This window comes from Limimaricola variabilis, assembly GCF_034371605.1.
GTDB lineage: Bacteria > Pseudomonadota > Alphaproteobacteria > Rhodobacterales > Rhodobacteraceae > Limimaricola > Limimaricola variabilis.
In genome coordinates this window covers 143,027-158,366 of record NZ_CP139692.1, presented here as the reverse complement: position 1 = coordinate 158,366, position 15,340 = coordinate 143,027, and the positions used below count along the sequence as shown (strand labels likewise).

Here is a 15,340-nt window from a genome sequence, read left to right as displayed (position 1 = left end):
CAACCTATGGTATTTGGTAGTTGATTCACCAGTCAGTTTCCCCCAGTAAGACGCTTTCTACATCTTCCGGAGCAGACAGGCCGTCGTCATGACACAGCAGGTTTCCCAAGAGTTCGCGAAACGTTTCGGACCCTCCGGATTCTACCTTGGGCTGCGGATCCGCTTCGCCTTTCCCGCGATCGAGGTCAACTATCTCCCTGCGTCGTGGATCGATCTCTACTCCCGCGAGAAGTTCTTCTTCGTCGATCCGGCGCTGCGCTGGTCCTATGACAACCGTGGCGCGATCCGCTGGAACGACCTGGAGGCGGATGACCCGGCCGGGCTGGTGAAGCGCTCGCGCGGGCACGGGCTGTGGTACGGGGCGGTGGCCTCCTTCAACGAGGGCGACGGGCTGCGCAGCTACGGGCTGTTCTACCGCGAGGACCGCGAATACGAGGATGACGAGCTGGCGCTGCTGGCCGCGCATATCGAGGAGCTGCACCGCAAGGCGGCGCCGCCGACCACGCTGACCCGGGCCGAGATCGCGGTGCTGCAGCGGGTCAAGGCGGGCGGCCGGCTCAAGCAGATCGCGCATGAGTTCGGCGTCTCGGAGGGCGCCATCAAGCAGCGGCTGAGAAACGCGCGGGTCAAGCTCGGCGCCAGCAACGGCACCCATGCCGCCGCGCTCGCCTCGGAATACGGGCTGATCTGAGCGGCGGCGGCGATCGGTCTTTTGGACCGAGGCCTGATCGCGCTCGCCCGCCGGGGTTGTCCCCGATAGCGAGGCCGATCATATCCGAACCGACGCTGGGACGCGCCGTCAACATGCTCGTCGTGCTGCTCCAGGCGGTCGGAAAGGTGCTCTATTGGCTGCCCGACATGCCCGCGCCGGCCGGCGCCTGCGCGCCTCCGTAAAAACTAACGTTCTTTCGGGGCCGCCCAGTAGGCCTGGCTCTCGTGGCGCAGCGCCTCGTAGGCGGCGATTCGGTCGCGCGAGGCGGCGCCGCCGCGCGCCACCAGCTGCGCGATCAGCGTCTCGATCAGCGCCATCGCCCCGGCATAGCAGCCGAGGTGATGGGTGGTGAGCACCGAGGCGACGAGGGTCTCGTCGGCCTTGAACTCGGGCGAGACGATCTCGCTGTCGGCGATCATCACCAATCGCAGCCCGCGCCTGCGGGCGATGCGGCAGGCCTCGATCGTCTCGCGCGAATAGGGGGTGAAGGTGATCGCGATCAGCGCCTCGCCGGGCTGTGCGGCGGCCAGTTCGTCGACCGGGCTGTTGACGTGGCGCGGGATCAGCTGGAGCGAGGGCAGCGCCATCCGGCCGACATAGTGCAGGTAATAGGCCAGCGCGTAGCTCGACCGCGCGGCGGTGAGATAGACGTTGGGCGCGGCCATCAGCAGATCGACCACCCGGTCGACCCGCTCGGCATCGAGCCCTTCGAGGCTGCGCTGCACGATCGCCATGCCGTTGAGCGCGGCCTCGGCCTGTACCCGACCGGTCTCGCCCTGCGCGCGCAGGCTGTCGATCCAGCCCGGCGGCTCGAGCGTCGCGGCGGTCGAGACCAGCGCCTGCCGGAACGGCGCGCGCAGCGCCTCGAAGCCGTCGAAGCCGAGCCGTTCGGCCAGCCGCACCAGCGTGTAGGGGCTGACGCCGGCCTTGCGCGCAGTCTCGCGGATCGGGTCGAGGCCGAAATCGGAGGGGTGGTCGAGCAGGTATTTCGCCGCCCGGCCGAGCCCGCGCGGCAGGGCCGGGATCTCCTGCCGGAGCCGCTCGACGACGCGGGGCCTGAGGGTCGGGTCCATGCACACTCCTGGGGTCCGGGCAAAACATCCGTTATTTCCGGCCAAGCTTGACCGAATTCGTTTTCAGGGCAAGTCTTCCGGGCGAGATCCACCCCGAACCCGCCCCGACGGGCGCAAGGTCGACATGCCCCAGACAGCCCATCCCCCGCAGCCCGGCACCGACACCGCATCATGGCGGCCGCTGATCATGGTCGCGCCGAACGGCGCGCGGCGCGGCCCGGCCGATCATCCGGCGCTGCCGGTCGGCATCGACGCCATCGTCGAGACCGCCGCCGCCTGCCACGCCGCAGGCGCCGGGGCGTTGCACCTGCATGTGCGCGACGCGGCCGGCGAGCACACGCTCGATGCCGGGCGCTACCGCGAGGCGCTGCGCGAGCTGGCGGCGCGGGTGCCGGGGATGCGGGTGCAGATCACCACCGAGGCGGCGGGGCGGTTCGACGTGGCCGCGCAGCTCGACTGCCTGCGGCGGGTGGAGCCGGGCTGGGCCTCGATCTCGGTGCGCGAGATCGCCCGCGATCCGGCGCTCGCGCCCAAGGTCTATGCCGCCTGCGCCGAGGCGGGCACCGAGGTGCAGCACATCCTCTACGACGCGCAGGACGTCGCGCTCTTACGCGACTGGCAGGCGCGCGGCGTGGTGCGGCCGGGGCAGGAGGCCGTGATCTTCGTGCTCGGCCGCTACAGCGCGGGGCAGGTCTCCACGCCCTTCGATCTCGACCCGTTCCGCGCCGCTATGCCGGAGGCCAGCGACTGGATGGTCTGCGCCTTCGGCCCGCGCGAGCATGACTGCCTGCTCGCCGCCGCCCGTCAGGGCGGGCATCTGCGCGTCGGCTTCGAGAACAGCCTGACCGACCATCGCGACCGTCTCCATGCGGACAACGCCGCCTCGGTGGCGGCGCTCCGCTCCCAACTCGAAAGGCATCTCTCATGAGCGCCAGGACCAGCCACGTCTTTCCCCGCAACTGCCATGCCGACCTGCCCGTCGCGGTGGGCGGCGAGGGGTGTTACCTGATCGACGCCGAGGGCAAGCGCTACTTCGACGGCTCGGGCGGGGCGGCCGTCTCCTGCCTCGGCCATTCCAACGAGAAGGTGCGCGCGGCGGTGCGCGAGCAGGTCGACCGGCTCGCCTTCGCCCATACCGGCTTCTTCACCTCCGAGCCGGCCGAGGCGCTGGCCGACCTGCTGATCGCGCACGCGCCCGGCGATCTCGACCGGGTCTATTTCGTCTCCGGCGGCTCGGAGGCGGTGGAGAGCGCGATCAAGCTCGCCCGGCAATACCATGTCGAGCGCGGCGAGCCGCAGCGGCGCCACCTGATCGCCCGGCGCCAGAGCTATCACGGCAACACGCTGGGCGCGCTTTCGGCGGGCGGTAACGCGTGGCGGCGGCAGCAATTCGCGCCGCTCCTGGTCGAGATGAGCCATATCGCGCCCTGCTACGAATATGCCGAAGCCGGTGAGGGCGAGAGCCCGGAGGCCTACGGCCAGCGCGTGGCAGACGAGCTGGAGGCCGAGATCCAGCGGCTCGGGCCGGAGACGGTGATGGCCTTCATCGCCGAGCCGGTGGTCGGCGCGACGCTGGGCGCGGTGCCGGCGGTGCCGGGCTATTTCAAGCGAGTGCGCGAGATTTGCGACCGGCACGGGGTGCTGCTGATCCTCGACGAGGTGATGTGCGGCATGGGCCGGACCGGGCATCTCTTTGCCTGCGAGGTGGACGGCATCGCGCCCGACATCCTGTGCATCGCCAAGGGGCTCGGCGCCGGCTACCAGCCGATCGGCGCGATGCTGTGCTCGGCCGGGATCTACGACGCGATCGCGTCGGGGTCGGGCTTCTTCCAGCACGGGCACACCTATGTCGGCCACCCGGTCGCCGCCGCCGCCGGTCACGCGGTGCTGCGCGAGATCCTCGACAACGATCTCGTGACGCAGGTGCGGGCGCGCGGCGATTACCTGCAATCGGCGCTCGAGGCGCGGTTCGGCGCGCATCCCCATATCGGCGACATCCGCGGGCGCGGGCTGTTACGGGGCCTCGAATTCGTGGCCGACCGGGACAGCCGGGCGCCCTTCGATCCGGGTCGCGGCCTCGCCGGCAAGCTGAAGAAGGCGGCGATGGCCGAGGGGCTGATCTGCTACCCGATGCCGGGCACCCGTGATGGCCGTTCGGGCGATCACCTGCTGCTCGCCCCGCCCTTCATCGCCAGCGAGGCCGACCTCGACGAGATGGTCGCGCGGCTGGCGCGTGCGGTCACGGCGGTGCTGCCCGAGGGCTGAGCCCGCCACTTGTCCATGTTTCGCGATGCAGGCGCCGGGGAATCGGCGTAGCAAGGCGCCCAAGCGTAAACAGAGGACAGGAACGGCATGACCCAGAAGACCAGAACCGCGATCGTCACCGGCGGGCTTTCGGGGATGGGGCTGGCGATCGCGCGCCGGCTGGAGGCCGACGGCATCGACGTGACCGTCGGCGCGCGGCGCGGCGGCGAGCCGGAGACGGCGCGGGCGATCCTCGACGCCGCCGGGGTCAAGGCGCGCTCCGCCGCGCTCGACGTGCGCTCCTCGGAGAGCGTGGAGCGTTTCGTCGCCGATGTCGTGGCGCGGCGCGGCGGGGTCGACATTCTGGTCAACGCCGCCGGCGTCTATGTCGAGGCGCCGGTCGAGGGCCATCCCGACGCCGCCTGGGATGACCAGATCGACACCAACCTGTCCGGCACCTTCCGGATGATCCGGGCGGTGATGCCGCACATGACCGGCGCCGGCTGGGGCCGGATCGTCAACCTCGCCTCGGTGGCGGCGCATCAGGGCATGGCCAACAACGCCGCCTATTGCGCCTCCAAGGCGGGGCTTCTGGGGCTCGGGCGCTGCGTCAGCCTCGAAGGCGCGGCGCATGGCGTCACCTGCGTCTCGATCAGCCCGACCTGGGTCGAGACCGAGATGCTGAAATCCTTCATCGACGCCGACATCGCCTCAAGCGGCCGCTCGCGCGAGGCGGTCCGGGCGGATTACGCCGCCTCGAACCCGCAGAACCAGCTCGTGCAGCCCGAGGAAGTGGCCGAGCTGGCGGCCTTTCTGGTGAGCGACGCGGCGCGTGCGCTCACCATGGCGGATTATCAGGTCAACGCCGGCTCGCTCTGGTAGGCCGCGCGCCGCGCCGCCAGCAGCGCGGCGCCGTCGCAGATCGCCTCGAAGGGGCGGTCCGAGACCCGCGCCCATGCGGCGCGGGCGGTCCCGGTGTCGAAGCGGGCATCGACCCGCAGCGTGTCGGGTGCCTCGGCGATCAGCCGGGCGATGCCGGCGGGCAGATCGACCGCCGCCAGCCATTCGGCCGGGGCGAGGCAGCGTGACGCCTCGGGGCGCAGCGGCGTCTCGGGGATCAGGTTCATCACCGGCGCGCCCGGGGCGGTGACCGGCCCCAGCAGCAGGGCGGCGGCGGCGCGCACGTCGGTCATCGGGAAGCACAGCCCATCGGGCACGGCATCGGCGCGCAGCGCGGCTTCGAGGATCGCCTCGCAGATGTCGCGCGGGTTGGGCGCGTCGAGGTCGTAAAGCGAGGGCAGGCGGATGATGGCGGCGGGCACGCCGGAGGCGGCGATCATCGCCTCGGCCGCGATCTTGGCCGCGCCGTAGCCGGTGCAGCCCGGCCAGTCTTGGGTCGGGCCCTCCGGGAAGGGGCCGCCGCGATCGGGGAACACCGCGCTCGACGAGGTGAAGCGCAGATCCGCCCCGGCCGCGCGGCAGAAGTCGAGCACTGTCTCGATGCCGCGCGCGGTGATCTCGCGCATCTCGTCGGGGCCGATCGCCATGTTCACGGTCGCGGCGCAATGCACCACCGAGCCGACGGCGGCGGCCAGCGTGTCATGCGCGGCGGCGTCCAGCCCGAAGCGCGGCGCGTCGAGCGCGCCGGGCAGCATCACGTAGCGTTCGGGCGGCACGCCGTGGCGGCGGGCCACCTCGGCCAGCCGCTCGGCGGCGTCGCGGCGCTTGTCGCGCACGAGGCAGTAGACCACTTCGCCCTCGGGCAGCGCGCGCGCCGCCTGCGCCAGCACGTGGCCGCCGAGAAAGCCGGTCGCGCCGGTCAGCAGGATGCCGGGCCGGGCGAGATCCGCGGCGGAGACGGCGCCCTCGGCCGGGCCGGAGAGCAGCAGGTGCAGCCGCTCCAGCGGCACCGTCATGGCGAGGTCGAAATCCACCGGCCGTCCATAGGCCCGCTCCAGCTCCAGCATCAGGCTCACCGCCATCAGCGAGTCGCCGCCCAGATCGTGGAAGCTCTGGTTCGGGTCGAGCGTCTCCGGCGCGCAGCCGAGGATGCGCGCGGCGGCCACGAGCGCGGTGTCGTGGCCCTCGGCGCCGTCTTCGGCGTCGTCGGTGATCTCGGGCAGCGCCTTGAGGTCGGCCTTGCCCGAGACCGGGTGCAGCGGGATCGCGTCGAGCTGCACCAGCCAGCTTGGCACGCAATAGGCCGGCAGCACCGCCCGCAGATCGGCGGCGAGGGCGGCGGGCATGCGGTTGGTGCCGAAATCGAGGCCCCAGCGCGCGGCGTTGGCGCGGGCCTGCGCGGCGTCGGCGGCATAGTAGAAGACGAGGCTCTGGCCGCGACCGCCGGTCTCGGTCACGCGCGGCACCGCCTGCGCGAAGTCGAGCCGCCCGCGCAGCGTCTCGGTCAGCTCGCGGGTCTGGATCGAGTAGCCGCGCAGCTTGAGCATGTGGGCGATGCGGCCGATGATGTGCAGCGCGCCGTCCGGCCCGGCCCAGGCCTGGTCGCCGGTGTCGTAAAGCCGCGTGGCGCGGCCCTCGACGGTCAGCTCGCGAAACCGCAGCGCCGTCTCCTCGGGCCGGCCGACATAGCCCGGGCCGAGCATGCGCGGCCCCTCGAAATGCAGCCGCCCCGGCGTGCCGGGCGGGCAGGGCCGGTCGGCATCGTCGAGGATCACCGCGCGCAGATGCTCCATCGGCACGCCGACAGAGGCCGGGCCGTCGCCCACGGGCCGTTCCAGCCGGGACATGCAGATGTCGTGCGTCTCGCAGATGCTGTAGAGGTTCCACAGCTCGGCCTCGGGCAGCTTGTCGCGCGCCGCGGCGATCAGCCCGTCGCTGACCACCTCGCCGTTGAGCACCACCCGCTTGAGCGGCAGCGCGCGGGCGGTGTCGCGGTCGAGCGCGGCGAGAAAGCTGTCGCAGAAGGACGGGGTGAACAGCATCTCGTCGATGCGGTTGCGGGTCAGGAAACCGGCCAGACCGCGCGGGTTCATCAGCGTGTTGGCGGCCGGGAACCACAGCTCCGCCCCCATCCGCAGCGGCCGGAACATCTCCCAGATCGCGAAGATGTAGATGCCGACGCGCATCTCGGGGCCGTAGGGGGTGAAGGCGTCGCGCCATTCATAGGAGAGATGCGCCGCGTCCTGCGTCACCGGGATGCATTTCGGCCGCCCCGTGGTGCCCGAGGTGGCGACGAGGTAGATCGCGTCGGTGGGCGCGACCTCCCCCGCCTCGAGCGCCTCCGGCGCGGCGGGCAGATCGACGAGCAGCGGGCCGGCCTCGATCACGTCGCAGCTCTCGGGCAGCTGGTCAGGGGCGGCGGGCTGGCAGGCGATCACCAGCGCCACGCCGAGTTCCTCGACGATGTTGTGCAGCACCGGACGCGGCATCGCCGGGTCGAGATGCACGAAGGGCCGGCCATGGATCACGCAGGCCGTGGCGGCGGCGCCCATGGCGAGGCCCGGCGCCCCGAAGACGCCGACCGCCCCTGCCGCGCGCAGCCGCGGGCCGAGCCGCTCGGCCAGCGCGCCGAGCTCGCCATAGCTCAGCCGCGCGGTCTCGTCCGCCATGGCGGGGCGATGGGCGTGACGCGCGATGGCGCGCACCAGCGCATCGGCGACGGTCTGGGGGTGGGTCATGGGCTCCGGGTCCTCGACAAGCTGCGACTGCGCGAACCGGCCCGCGGGCGGTCCGGACGCCCGGATTCGTCGCGCCGCGCGACGTAGGGTCCGGCGACGGCGCAACATCTGACGAAGAAGCGGGGAAACTACAACAGCGCGCGCCACGCCGCCGCCCGGGCAGCGCACCGGCGCCCATCGCGCGGGCGCGGCGGGCGCCGTGCGCCCGGTCTCGCGCCGGTTCGGGACGTGTGCGACCACGGATCGGGCAATGTGTGATCAAGACCCGTTTCCCGGTTCATCCCGGTGCGTTCGACTGTAGGGTCGACCCGAATGGCTCGGAGGCAGATATCCGAGCGCAATCCCGCACCCCCGAGGAGGCCGAATTGTCGTTTTCCGAAAGCTACCTGGGACAGCTCCGCGCCCTGACCGGGCCCATCCCCCTTCTGGCGGTCGGCGCGCGTGTCCTGATCGAAGATGACGCGGGCCGGTTCCTGATCATCCGGCGCGCCGACAGCGGCGATTGGGGCCTGCCCGGCGGATCCATGGAGATCGGGGAATCCCTGATGGACGTCGTGTTCAGGGAGGCACGGGAAGAGGCGAACGCGTCCCTCAGGGACGTGACGGCCTTTGGCCTGTCGTCGAATCCGAGGATCGAGAACCACATCTACCCGAATGGCGACCAGGTGCAGAACATCTCGCTGCTCGCGCATGGCTATCTGGCGAATGACGATTACGCCCCGACCGACGGGGAGGCGACCGTAGTCGCCTTCGCCCGCTTCGACGACATCGACGAGGCAAGCTTCGTCGCCACGGAGTATCCGACGTTCCGGCACTGGCAGGCCTTCAAGGCCACGGGAAGGTTTCAGATCGTTTAGGGGAGTTGGTGGTTGCCGCCGTCTTTGGGTCGAGGGTCCGTTCCGAACCCATATCGACGGAACTGTTCCTTTCGGCGAGCCTGCGCGTGCCGACGCCCGGATGGACGAGGCCGGAGGTCCCGGGTTACGTTCGACCGGATTGGTCGAAAGGCGGCACGCTCATGGAGCGCTTCACGGGTGGCTGCGTCTGCGGCAACATTCGAATTTCGGCTCTGGGACGCCCATCCAGGGTCGGCATCTGTCATTGCCTCGACTGTCGGAAGCACCATGGCGCGCTGTTCTACGCTTCTGCCATTTTTCCGGAGAGCGCGGTGGAAATTCAGGGCGAGACCCGAGACTATGCCGGACGGCATTTCTGTCCTCGCTGCGGCTCCTCGGTTTTCGCCCGCAATGCGGATGAGGTCGAGCTGCATCTCGGAGCCCTCGATGCACCCGATCAATTGACGCCCAGCTATGAAAGCTGGGTCGTCCGCAGGGAATCCTGGCTGCCGCCGTTTCCGGGCATGAAGCAATATGATCGGGATCGAACCGAACCAGGGCGCGGCGAGGAATAGGACCTTTCGCTACGCGACATAGCGGTTGCTCGAACAGGAGTTGCCGATGGCCGTTCCGTCCGCGCAGCGGCCACCCGAGACAACATCGCCCCCGCAGATATCTGCGGGGGCGTTTGCCGCTTCGGGAGGAGGGTCGCACGGCACCAATGGCGCGCCCGCGCGATCCATCCCGTCCGAGCGCGCGCCGGGGTTACTGCGGCGGGGCGGGCATCGCGTCGATCAGCGCCTCGACCTCGATGCCGAGCGCCTGCGCCGCGGCGTCGAAATCCGGCGGCATCGCGTCGCCGAAGGCGCCGCGCAGCGCTTCCTCGCTGACGCCGAGCTGTTCGGCCACGGCGGCGAAGTCGGGACCACCGGGGCCGCCGGGACCACCGGGGCCGCCTTGGGCCTGCGCGGCGTCGATCTCTCCGTGGTAGCAGTCGACCATGTAGGGCGCCGCGTCGGCGGTCAGGTGGTAGTGGTAGATGCCTTCGGGAAACTCCGGCGTCGCGCCCTCATGGCCGCCGCATTCGTCGAGATCGGTGGTCAGCACGACCTCGCCGCCCTCGCCCTTGTCGCTGTAGACCGGGAAGCCGTCCGCGATCACGCCGAGCATGCGGGCATGCTCGCCCGTCTCTTCGAGCGCATCGGTGATGCAGACCGGGATGCCGTGGTAGTGGTAGCCGCTGCCATCGGCGAGGGTGTGGCCGTTGCATTCGTCGATGAAGGCGGCGTGGTCGTGGACCAGATTGTCCTCGAGCGCGACGATGCTGCGGGTCGGGTCCTCGTAATCATTGAAGATCTGCGCGCCGCTGATCGCCACGCCGATCCGGCCGAGCGAGGTCTCGATGGTCTCTTCGCTGTAGACCGGGCGGGTGGTGATGGTGGCGTCGACCGGCGTGACGGTGAAGTAGTCGGCCGACTCGACGATGGTGAACTCGTCCGGCGTGTTGTCCGAGAAGGGCATCGAGCCGACATCGTTGGGGATCAGGTAGCGCTCGGCGTAGCCGTGGCTGGGGATGCCGTCCGACTCGAAGCGGAAGCTGTTGGTCTCGGCATCATAGGTGATGGTGACGTTGTCGGCCCATTGCGCGTTGGTCACCGCTTCGGAGGTGTCCACGGGCGCGCTTTCCTGCGCCTGGGCCATCGGGGCGGCGAGGGTGAAGGCGGCGGTGAGCGCGGCGAGCGCGGCCGTGCCGAAAAGGTGCCTGGTAATCATCGAGCTGACCTTTCGTGAAGCTCTGGATCGAATGTCGTTCATGCGGGCACGGGGCGTCCCGTGGCCCAACCTGCGGGCGATCCGGCCGTTCCGGTCTCCGGTCTGACGGCGGGCTTGCGCCCTCGATGGCCAAGCCAAGAGCATGACGGCGCGCCGCGCGCGAGGCCGGATTCGGCGCGAAGTGTAACCGCGATGCGCGGCGCGACATCTGGCGACAATTTCGCGCCGGGCGGGGCCGCGTGGTGCGGGCGGTATTGTCGCGAGATGTGACGTCCGGCGCCGGGAGCGGAGCGACGGAATTGCCCGGAGTTTCCGCGAGTTGGATCGCAGGCCTCCGGATTTACGCTGCGAAAACAGCCGGTTGCGGCATACAATTCGCGACAAATCCGCGCTGTCGCTTTGCCGCGCCTGCCGCCATCTGATGCTCAGCCCCGGCTGGACCATGGTGGTTTCGCCGGGGGGCAATGAGCCAATCGAAGGATATCGAAGATGAAACTGGCAGGAAAACTCGGCACCGCGACGGTGATCGTGGCGCTGCTGTCGGGCGTCGTGGCCACCGCGAGCCATGCCGCGCAGCACCAGCCGGCGGCGCCGCTCGCACGGGCCGAGGCGCTGGAGCAGGCCGCCGAGCGGTTCGACGCGGCCGATGCCGACGGCAACGGCGTGCTGAGCGAGGCGGAAGCCCGCGCCGCGCATGCCGACCGGGGTGACCGGGGCGAAGGGCGTCCCGAAGGTCGGCCCCAGGGCCGTCCCGAGGGCAAGGGCGGCGCCAAGCCGCAGCGCCCGGCGCCCGAGGCGCGCGGCGCCTTCGAGCCGCTGTCGCGGGCCGATGCGCTGGCGCAGGCGGCCGAGCGCTTCGATGCCGCCGACGCGAATGGCGACGGCGTGCTGAGCGCCGACGAGATGCGCAAGGGTGGCCGTCCGCCGCGCCAGCGGTAACGCTTCCGCGCGCCGCTCTCTCCGGGCGCCGCGGAACCGGCCGACCCTCCCCCGTGCCGGTTACGTGGCCCCGGAGACCCCCGGCGGGATGGTCCCGCCGGGGCTTTGGCGCGTCAGCCCAGGGCGCCCGCTGGCATGGCCGTCGCGGCCGTCCCCTCGCACTGGGCGGATGTGACGGCGATCATGTGGAGGATGTCCTCGGCGGAGCAGCCGCGCGAGAGGTCATTGGCGGGTTTGGCGAGGCCCTGCAGCACCGGGCCCACGGCGATGGCGCCGCCGACGCGCTGCGCGATCTTGTAGGCGATGTTGCCGGCGTCGAGATTGGGGAAGACGAAGACGTTGGCGCGGCCGCCGAGCGCGCTGCCTTCGGCCTTGGCGGCGGCCACCTCGGGCACGAAGGCGGCGTCGAACTGGATCTCGCCATCGACGGCGAGGCCGGGGGCCATGGCGCGCAGGCGCGCCGTGGCCTCGGTGACCTTGGAGACCCGCTCATGCGCGGCCGAGCCGCGGGTCGAGAAGGACAGCATCGCCACGCGCGGCGTCTCGCCGACCAGCGCTTCGAGCGAGGCGGCCGAGGCGCGGGCGATCTCGGCCATCTCCTCGGCCGTCGGGTCGACGACCAAACCTGCATCGGAGAAGACATGCGCGCCCTTGGTGGCGTGGTGCTGGGCGCAGAACAGCATCAGGAAGAAGGACGAGACCAGCTTTGCCTCGGGCGCCTTGCCGATCACCTGGATCGCGGTGCGCACGATCTCGGCGGTGGTGAGTTGCGCCCCGCCCAGCGTGCCGTCGGCGAGGCCCATCCGCACCATCAGCGCGGCGAAGACATGTGGGCGGCGCGCGGCCGCGCGCGCGGCGGCCGCGTCGACCCCCTTGTGGCGGCGCAGCTCGTGGTAGAGCGCGGCCATGCGCGGCAGGTGCGGGCTGGTCTCGGGATCGGCGATCTCGATGCCCTCGGGGGGGGCGCCATGCGCGGCCAGCGCGCGGGCGATCTCGGCCTCGGGGCCGACCAGCACGATCCGCGCGGCGCGGGCGCGCCGCGCCATCAGTGCTGCCGCGACCACGCGCGGGTCGGTGCCCTCGCTGAGAACGATCCGGCGCTCGGAGCGGGCGGCGTTCGCGAGCAGGGTTTCGAGCGGTTTCATGGGCGTCTCCGTATGGGGGCGGTCAGGCGAGCCGGGTCAGGTGAGCCGGGTCAGGCGAGCCAGGCCAGGCCCGCGAGGATGAACAGGGCGAGGAACAGCGTCTCGGCGACGATCAGCAGCGTCGCCTGGCCGCCGACCTCGAAGACGGTGCGGAGCGAGGTCTTCATGCCGACGGCGGCGATCGAGACCAGCAGCGCCCAGCGGGACATGTCGCCCAGGACCGCCTGCGCGGCCGCCGGCACCAGCCCTGCGGAATTGGCCCCGGCCAGCGCGAGGAAGGCCAGCACGAAGCCCGGCAGCAGCGGCGGGCGCTTGCCCTCGCCGGTGCCCTCGTTCGGGCCGAAGGCGCGGATCGACAGCGAGAAGACCAGCACCACCGGCGCCAGCATGGTGACGCGAATGAGCTTCACCAGCGTCGCGGTCTCGCCGGTCTCCTGGCCCACCGAGAAGCCCGCGCCGACCACCTGCGCCACGTCGTGGATCGTGCCGCCGAGGAACACCCCGGTCGCCTGCGCGTCGAGGCCGAGCGTGGCGGCGAGCACCGGGTAGGCGATCATCGCGATGGTGGAGAGCAGGGTGACGCCGAGCACGGTGAAGATCAGGCTCTGCTCGGAGCGGGGGCCGCGCGGCAGCACCGCGGCGATTGCCATGGCCGCCGAGGCGCCGCAGATCGCCACCGCGCCGCCGGTGAGCAACGCGAAGCGCCAGCCGCGCCCCAGTACCCGCGCGCCGATCAGGCCGAACAGGATGGTCAGCACGACGCCGGCGACGACAAGGCCGATCAGCCGCGGCCCGAGCCCGATCAGCAGCTCGACCGAGATCCGCGCGCCCAGAAGCGCCACGCCCGCGCGCAGCACGGTGCGCGAGGTGAAGGCGATGCCCGGTGCGCAGCGGCCATCCTCGGCGAGGAAGTGGAAGGCGATGCCCAGCAGCAGCGCCATCAGCATGGCGGGCGCGCCGTAATGGTCCGACAGGAACTGCGCGGCGAGCGCGATCAGGGCGGAGACCAGCACGCCATGGCCGATCTCCGAGACGAAGGCGCGGGCCCGGCCGGGCGGCGAGGCGGGATGGGTGGTGAGGCTGGCCATGGCACGATCTCCCCGGTCGCGCGGGGCGGGCACCCCGCGCGCTGGCATTGCAGGACATGAGGGAGGGGGGAGGCGGGCGCATCCGCCTCCCCCCGGGGGGCGTGGCTCAGGCCACGTTCTGCGGGCGCATGTCGGCGCGCGAGACCCCGGCGACGCGCACCGGCTTCTTCATCGCGTCGCGGCGGAAGGGCTCGCCCAGCTCCTGGTTCAGCACCACCTCGATGAAGGTGGTGACGCCGTCCTCCATCTGCTCCTTCACGGCGGTGCGCAGCACCTCGGTCAGCTGTTCGGTCGAGGTGACCTGCACGCCCTTGAGGCCGCAGCCCTCGGCGATACGCGCGTAGTTCACGTCGAGGCTGAGCTCGGTGCCGACGAAGTTGTCGTCGAACCACAGCGTGGTGTTCCGCTTCTCGGCGCCCCACTGGTAGTTGCGGAAGATCACCATGGTGATCGGCGGCCAGTCGCCCCGCCCGCAGGCGGTCATCTCGTTCATCGAGATCCCGAAGGCGCCGTCGCCGGCAAAGCCAATCACCGGCGTGTCGGGGCAGCCGATCTTGGCGCCGAGGATCGCCGGCAGGCCGTAGCCGCAGGGGCCGAACAGGCCGGGTGCCAGGTATTTCCGCCCCGCCTCGAAGCTCGGATAGGCGTTGCCGATAGCGCAGTTGTTGCCGATGTCCGAGGAGATGATCGCCTCGCGCGGCATCGCCGCCATGATCGCGCGCCAGGCCTGGCGCGGGCTCATCCGGTCGGGCTGGCGGGCGCGGGCGCGCTCGTTCCAGGTGATGCCCTCGTCGGCGTCCTCCTCGTGATCCATCGAGGACAGCTCCTGCGCCCAGCGGGACTTCAGATGCGCGATGGTGTCGCGGCGCTCCTGGCGGTCGCGCTCGCCGGCCTCGACCGAGAGCTTCGCGAGGATCTGCTCGGCCACCTTGCGCGCGTCGCCCTGGATCGCGACGTCGACCTTCTTGGTGAGGCCGATCCGGTCGGAGTTGATGTCGACCTGGATGATCCTGGCGTCCTTGGGCCAGTAGTCGATGCCGTAGCCGGGCAGGGTGGAGAACGGGTTGAGGCGGTTGCCGAGCGCCAGCACCACGTCGGCCTTCTGAATGAGCTGCATCGCCGCCTTGGAGCCGTTATAGCCCAAGGGGCCGACCGAGAGCGGGTGGTTGCCGGGGAAGGCGTCGTTGTGCTGGTAGCCGCAGGCCACCGGCGCGTCGAGCCGCTCGGCCAGCTTGCGCGAGGCGTCGATCGCGCCCGACAGCACCACGCCCGCGCCGTTGAGGATCACCGGGAACTTGGCCTCGCTCAGCAGGCGCGCGGCCTGCGCCACCGCCTCCTCGCCGCCCGCGGGGCGCTCGAGCCGGATGATCTGCGGCAGCTCGATGTCGATCACCTGGGTCCAGAAGTCGCGCGGCACGTTGATCTGCGCCGGCGCCGAGCCGCGCCAGGCCTTCTCGATCACCCGGTTGAGCACCTCGGCGATGCGGGAGGGATCGCGCACCTCCTCCTGGTAGCAGACCATGTCCTCGAACAGCTTCATCTGCTCGATCTCCTGGAAGCCGCCTTGGCCGATCGTCTTGTTGGCGGCCTGCGGCGTCACCAGCAGCAGCGGGGTGTGGTTCCAGTAGGCGGTCTTGATCGGGGTGACGAAGTTGGTGATGCCCGGGCCGTTCTGGGCGATCGCCATGCTCATCTTGCCGGTGGCGCGGGTGTAGCCGTCGGCGATCATCCCGCCCGAGGTCTCGTGCGCGCAGTCCCAGAAGGTGATGCCCGCTTCGGGAAACAGGTCCGAGATCGGCATCATCGCCGAGCCGATGATGCCGAAGGCATGCTCGATCCCGTGCATCTGCAGAACCTTGATGAAGGCCTCTTCGGTGGTCATTTTCATGGGG

The 15,340-nt window shown here is 70.8% G+C and carries 13 protein-coding genes; 7 read left to right on the top strand and 6 right to left on the bottom strand.

The window, feature by feature from the left end:
* Positions 1 to 88: 88 nt before the first annotated feature.
* Complete coding sequence (locus T8T21_RS16520; protein WP_322337523.1) at positions 89 to 691, top strand: helix-turn-helix transcriptional regulator; 603 nt, start codon at positions 89 to 91, stop codon at positions 689 to 691.
* A gap of 206 nt (positions 692 to 897) precedes the next feature.
* Here T8T21_RS16520 and T8T21_RS16515 read toward each other — a convergent pair whose 3' ends face one another.
* On the bottom strand, positions 898 to 1,785 hold the full coding sequence (locus T8T21_RS16515; protein WP_322337522.1) for a MurR/RpiR family transcriptional regulator: 888 nt from the start codon (positions 1,783 to 1,785) through the stop codon (positions 898 to 900).
* Positions 1,786 to 1,909: 124 nt separating this feature from the next.
* Here T8T21_RS16515 and T8T21_RS16510 point away from each other — a divergent pair, with 124 nt between their 5' ends.
* The 3 genes from T8T21_RS16510 (at position 1,910) to T8T21_RS16500 (ending at position 4,911) form a co-directional block, all read left to right on the top strand.
* The gene (locus T8T21_RS16510) at positions 1,910 to 2,713 is read left to right on the top strand and encodes a BKACE family enzyme (protein ID WP_322337521.1); all 804 of its coding nucleotides are present in this window, start codon (positions 1,910 to 1,912) and stop codon (positions 2,711 to 2,713) included.
* Entirely contained in the window at positions 2,710 to 4,050 is a 1,341-nt protein-coding gene (locus T8T21_RS16505; RefSeq protein ID WP_322337520.1) for an aspartate aminotransferase family protein, read from the top strand. The genes T8T21_RS16510 and T8T21_RS16505 overlap by 4 nt, the downstream gene beginning before the upstream one ends.
* Positions 4,051 to 4,137: 87 nt before the next feature.
* Complete coding sequence (locus T8T21_RS16500; protein ID WP_322337519.1) at positions 4,138 to 4,911, top strand: SDR family NAD(P)-dependent oxidoreductase; 774 nt, start codon at positions 4,138 to 4,140, stop codon at positions 4,909 to 4,911.
* Here the strand turns inward: T8T21_RS16500 and T8T21_RS16495 are convergent.
* Complete coding sequence (locus T8T21_RS16495; RefSeq protein WP_322337518.1) at positions 4,884 to 7,667, bottom strand: AMP-binding protein; 2,784 nt, start codon at positions 7,665 to 7,667, stop codon at positions 4,884 to 4,886. The genes T8T21_RS16500 and T8T21_RS16495 overlap by 28 nt on opposite strands.
* Before the next feature lie 254 nt (positions 7,668 to 7,921).
* On the opposite strand from T8T21_RS16495, the gene T8T21_RS16490 reads away from it, so the two are divergent.
* A complete protein-coding gene (locus tag T8T21_RS16490; protein ID WP_322337517.1) occupies positions 7,922 to 8,524 on the top strand; it encodes an NUDIX domain-containing protein in 603 nt (200 codons plus the stop codon).
* Positions 8,525 to 8,685: 161 nt separating this feature from the next.
* Positions 8,686 to 9,078, top strand: coding sequence for a GFA family protein (locus tag T8T21_RS16485; protein WP_322337516.1), 393 nt, complete (start codon positions 8,686 to 8,688; stop codon positions 9,076 to 9,078).
* A gap of 190 nt (positions 9,079 to 9,268) precedes the next feature.
* Here T8T21_RS16485 and T8T21_RS16480 read toward each other — a convergent pair whose 3' ends face one another.
* Complete coding sequence (locus T8T21_RS16480; protein ID WP_322337515.1) at positions 9,269 to 10,276, bottom strand: YHYH protein; 1,008 nt, start codon at positions 10,274 to 10,276, stop codon at positions 9,269 to 9,271.
* Between the two features lie 489 nt (positions 10,277 to 10,765).
* On the opposite strand from T8T21_RS16480, the gene T8T21_RS16475 reads away from it, so the two are divergent.
* Positions 10,766 to 11,215: an EF-hand domain-containing protein gene (locus T8T21_RS16475; protein ID WP_322337514.1), complete on the top strand. Its 450-nt coding sequence runs from the start codon at positions 10,766 to 10,768 to the stop codon at positions 11,213 to 11,215.
* Positions 11,216 to 11,328: 113 nt separating this feature from the next.
* On the opposite strand, the gene pta is transcribed toward T8T21_RS16475, so the two are convergent.
* The 3 genes from pta to xsc all read right to left on the bottom strand — a co-directional run bounded on the left by pta (position 11,329) and on the right by xsc (position 15,336).
* Positions 11,329 to 12,360 (bottom strand): phosphate acetyltransferase, encoded by a 1,032-nt coding sequence (pta, locus tag T8T21_RS16470; protein ID WP_322337770.1) that lies wholly within the window; start codon positions 12,358 to 12,360, stop codon positions 11,329 to 11,331.
* A gap of 50 nt (positions 12,361 to 12,410) precedes the next feature.
* Positions 12,411 to 13,448: a YeiH family protein gene (locus T8T21_RS16465; protein ID WP_322337769.1), complete on the bottom strand. Its 1,038-nt coding sequence runs from the start codon at positions 13,446 to 13,448 to the stop codon at positions 12,411 to 12,413.
* A gap of 106 nt (positions 13,449 to 13,554) precedes the next feature.
* Positions 13,555 to 15,336 carry a sulfoacetaldehyde acetyltransferase gene (xsc, locus tag T8T21_RS16460; RefSeq protein ID WP_322337768.1) on the bottom strand — a complete coding sequence of 594 codons (1,782 nt, stop codon included), beginning with the start codon at positions 15,334 to 15,336 and terminating at the stop codon, positions 13,555 to 13,557.
* Positions 15,337 to 15,340: the final 4 nt, after the last annotated feature.

Excerpts from the sequence above, each read along its gene's own strand:
- T8T21_RS16505 (WP_322337520.1), top strand. The coding sequence starts at position 2,710 with ATGAGCGCCAGGACCAGCCACGTCTTTCCCCGCAACTGCCATGCCGAC.
- T8T21_RS16500 (WP_322337519.1), top strand. The coding sequence starts at position 4,138 with ATGACCCAGAAGACCAGAACCGCGATCGTCACCGGCGGGCTTTCGGGG.
- T8T21_RS16485 (WP_322337516.1), top strand. The coding sequence starts at position 8,686 with ATGGAGCGCTTCACGGGTGGCTGCGTCTGCGGCAACATTCGAATTTCG.
- T8T21_RS16480 (WP_322337515.1), bottom strand. The coding sequence starts at position 10,276 with ATGATTACCAGGCACCTTTTCGGCACGGCCGCGCTCGCCGCGCTCACC.
- T8T21_RS16495 (WP_322337518.1), bottom strand. The coding sequence starts at position 7,667 with ATGACCCACCCCCAGACCGTCGCCGATGCGCTGGTGCGCGCCATCGCG.
- T8T21_RS16520 (WP_322337523.1), top strand. The coding sequence starts at position 89 with ATGACACAGCAGGTTTCCCAAGAGTTCGCGAAACGTTTCGGACCCTCC.
- xsc (WP_322337768.1), bottom strand. The coding sequence starts at position 15,336 with ATGAAAATGACCACCGAAGAGGCCTTCATCAAGGTTCTGCAGATGCAC.
- pta (WP_322337770.1), bottom strand. The coding sequence starts at position 12,360 with ATGAAACCGCTCGAAACCCTGCTCGCGAACGCCGCCCGCTCCGAGCGC.
- T8T21_RS16475 (WP_322337514.1), top strand. The coding sequence starts at position 10,766 with ATGAAACTGGCAGGAAAACTCGGCACCGCGACGGTGATCGTGGCGCTG.
- T8T21_RS16515 (WP_322337522.1), bottom strand. The coding sequence starts at position 1,785 with ATGGACCCGACCCTCAGGCCCCGCGTCGTCGAGCGGCTCCGGCAGGAG.
- T8T21_RS16465 (WP_322337769.1), bottom strand. The coding sequence starts at position 13,448 with ATGGCCAGCCTCACCACCCATCCCGCCTCGCCGCCCGGCCGGGCCCGC.
- T8T21_RS16510 (WP_322337521.1), top strand. The coding sequence starts at position 1,910 with ATGCCCCAGACAGCCCATCCCCCGCAGCCCGGCACCGACACCGCATCA.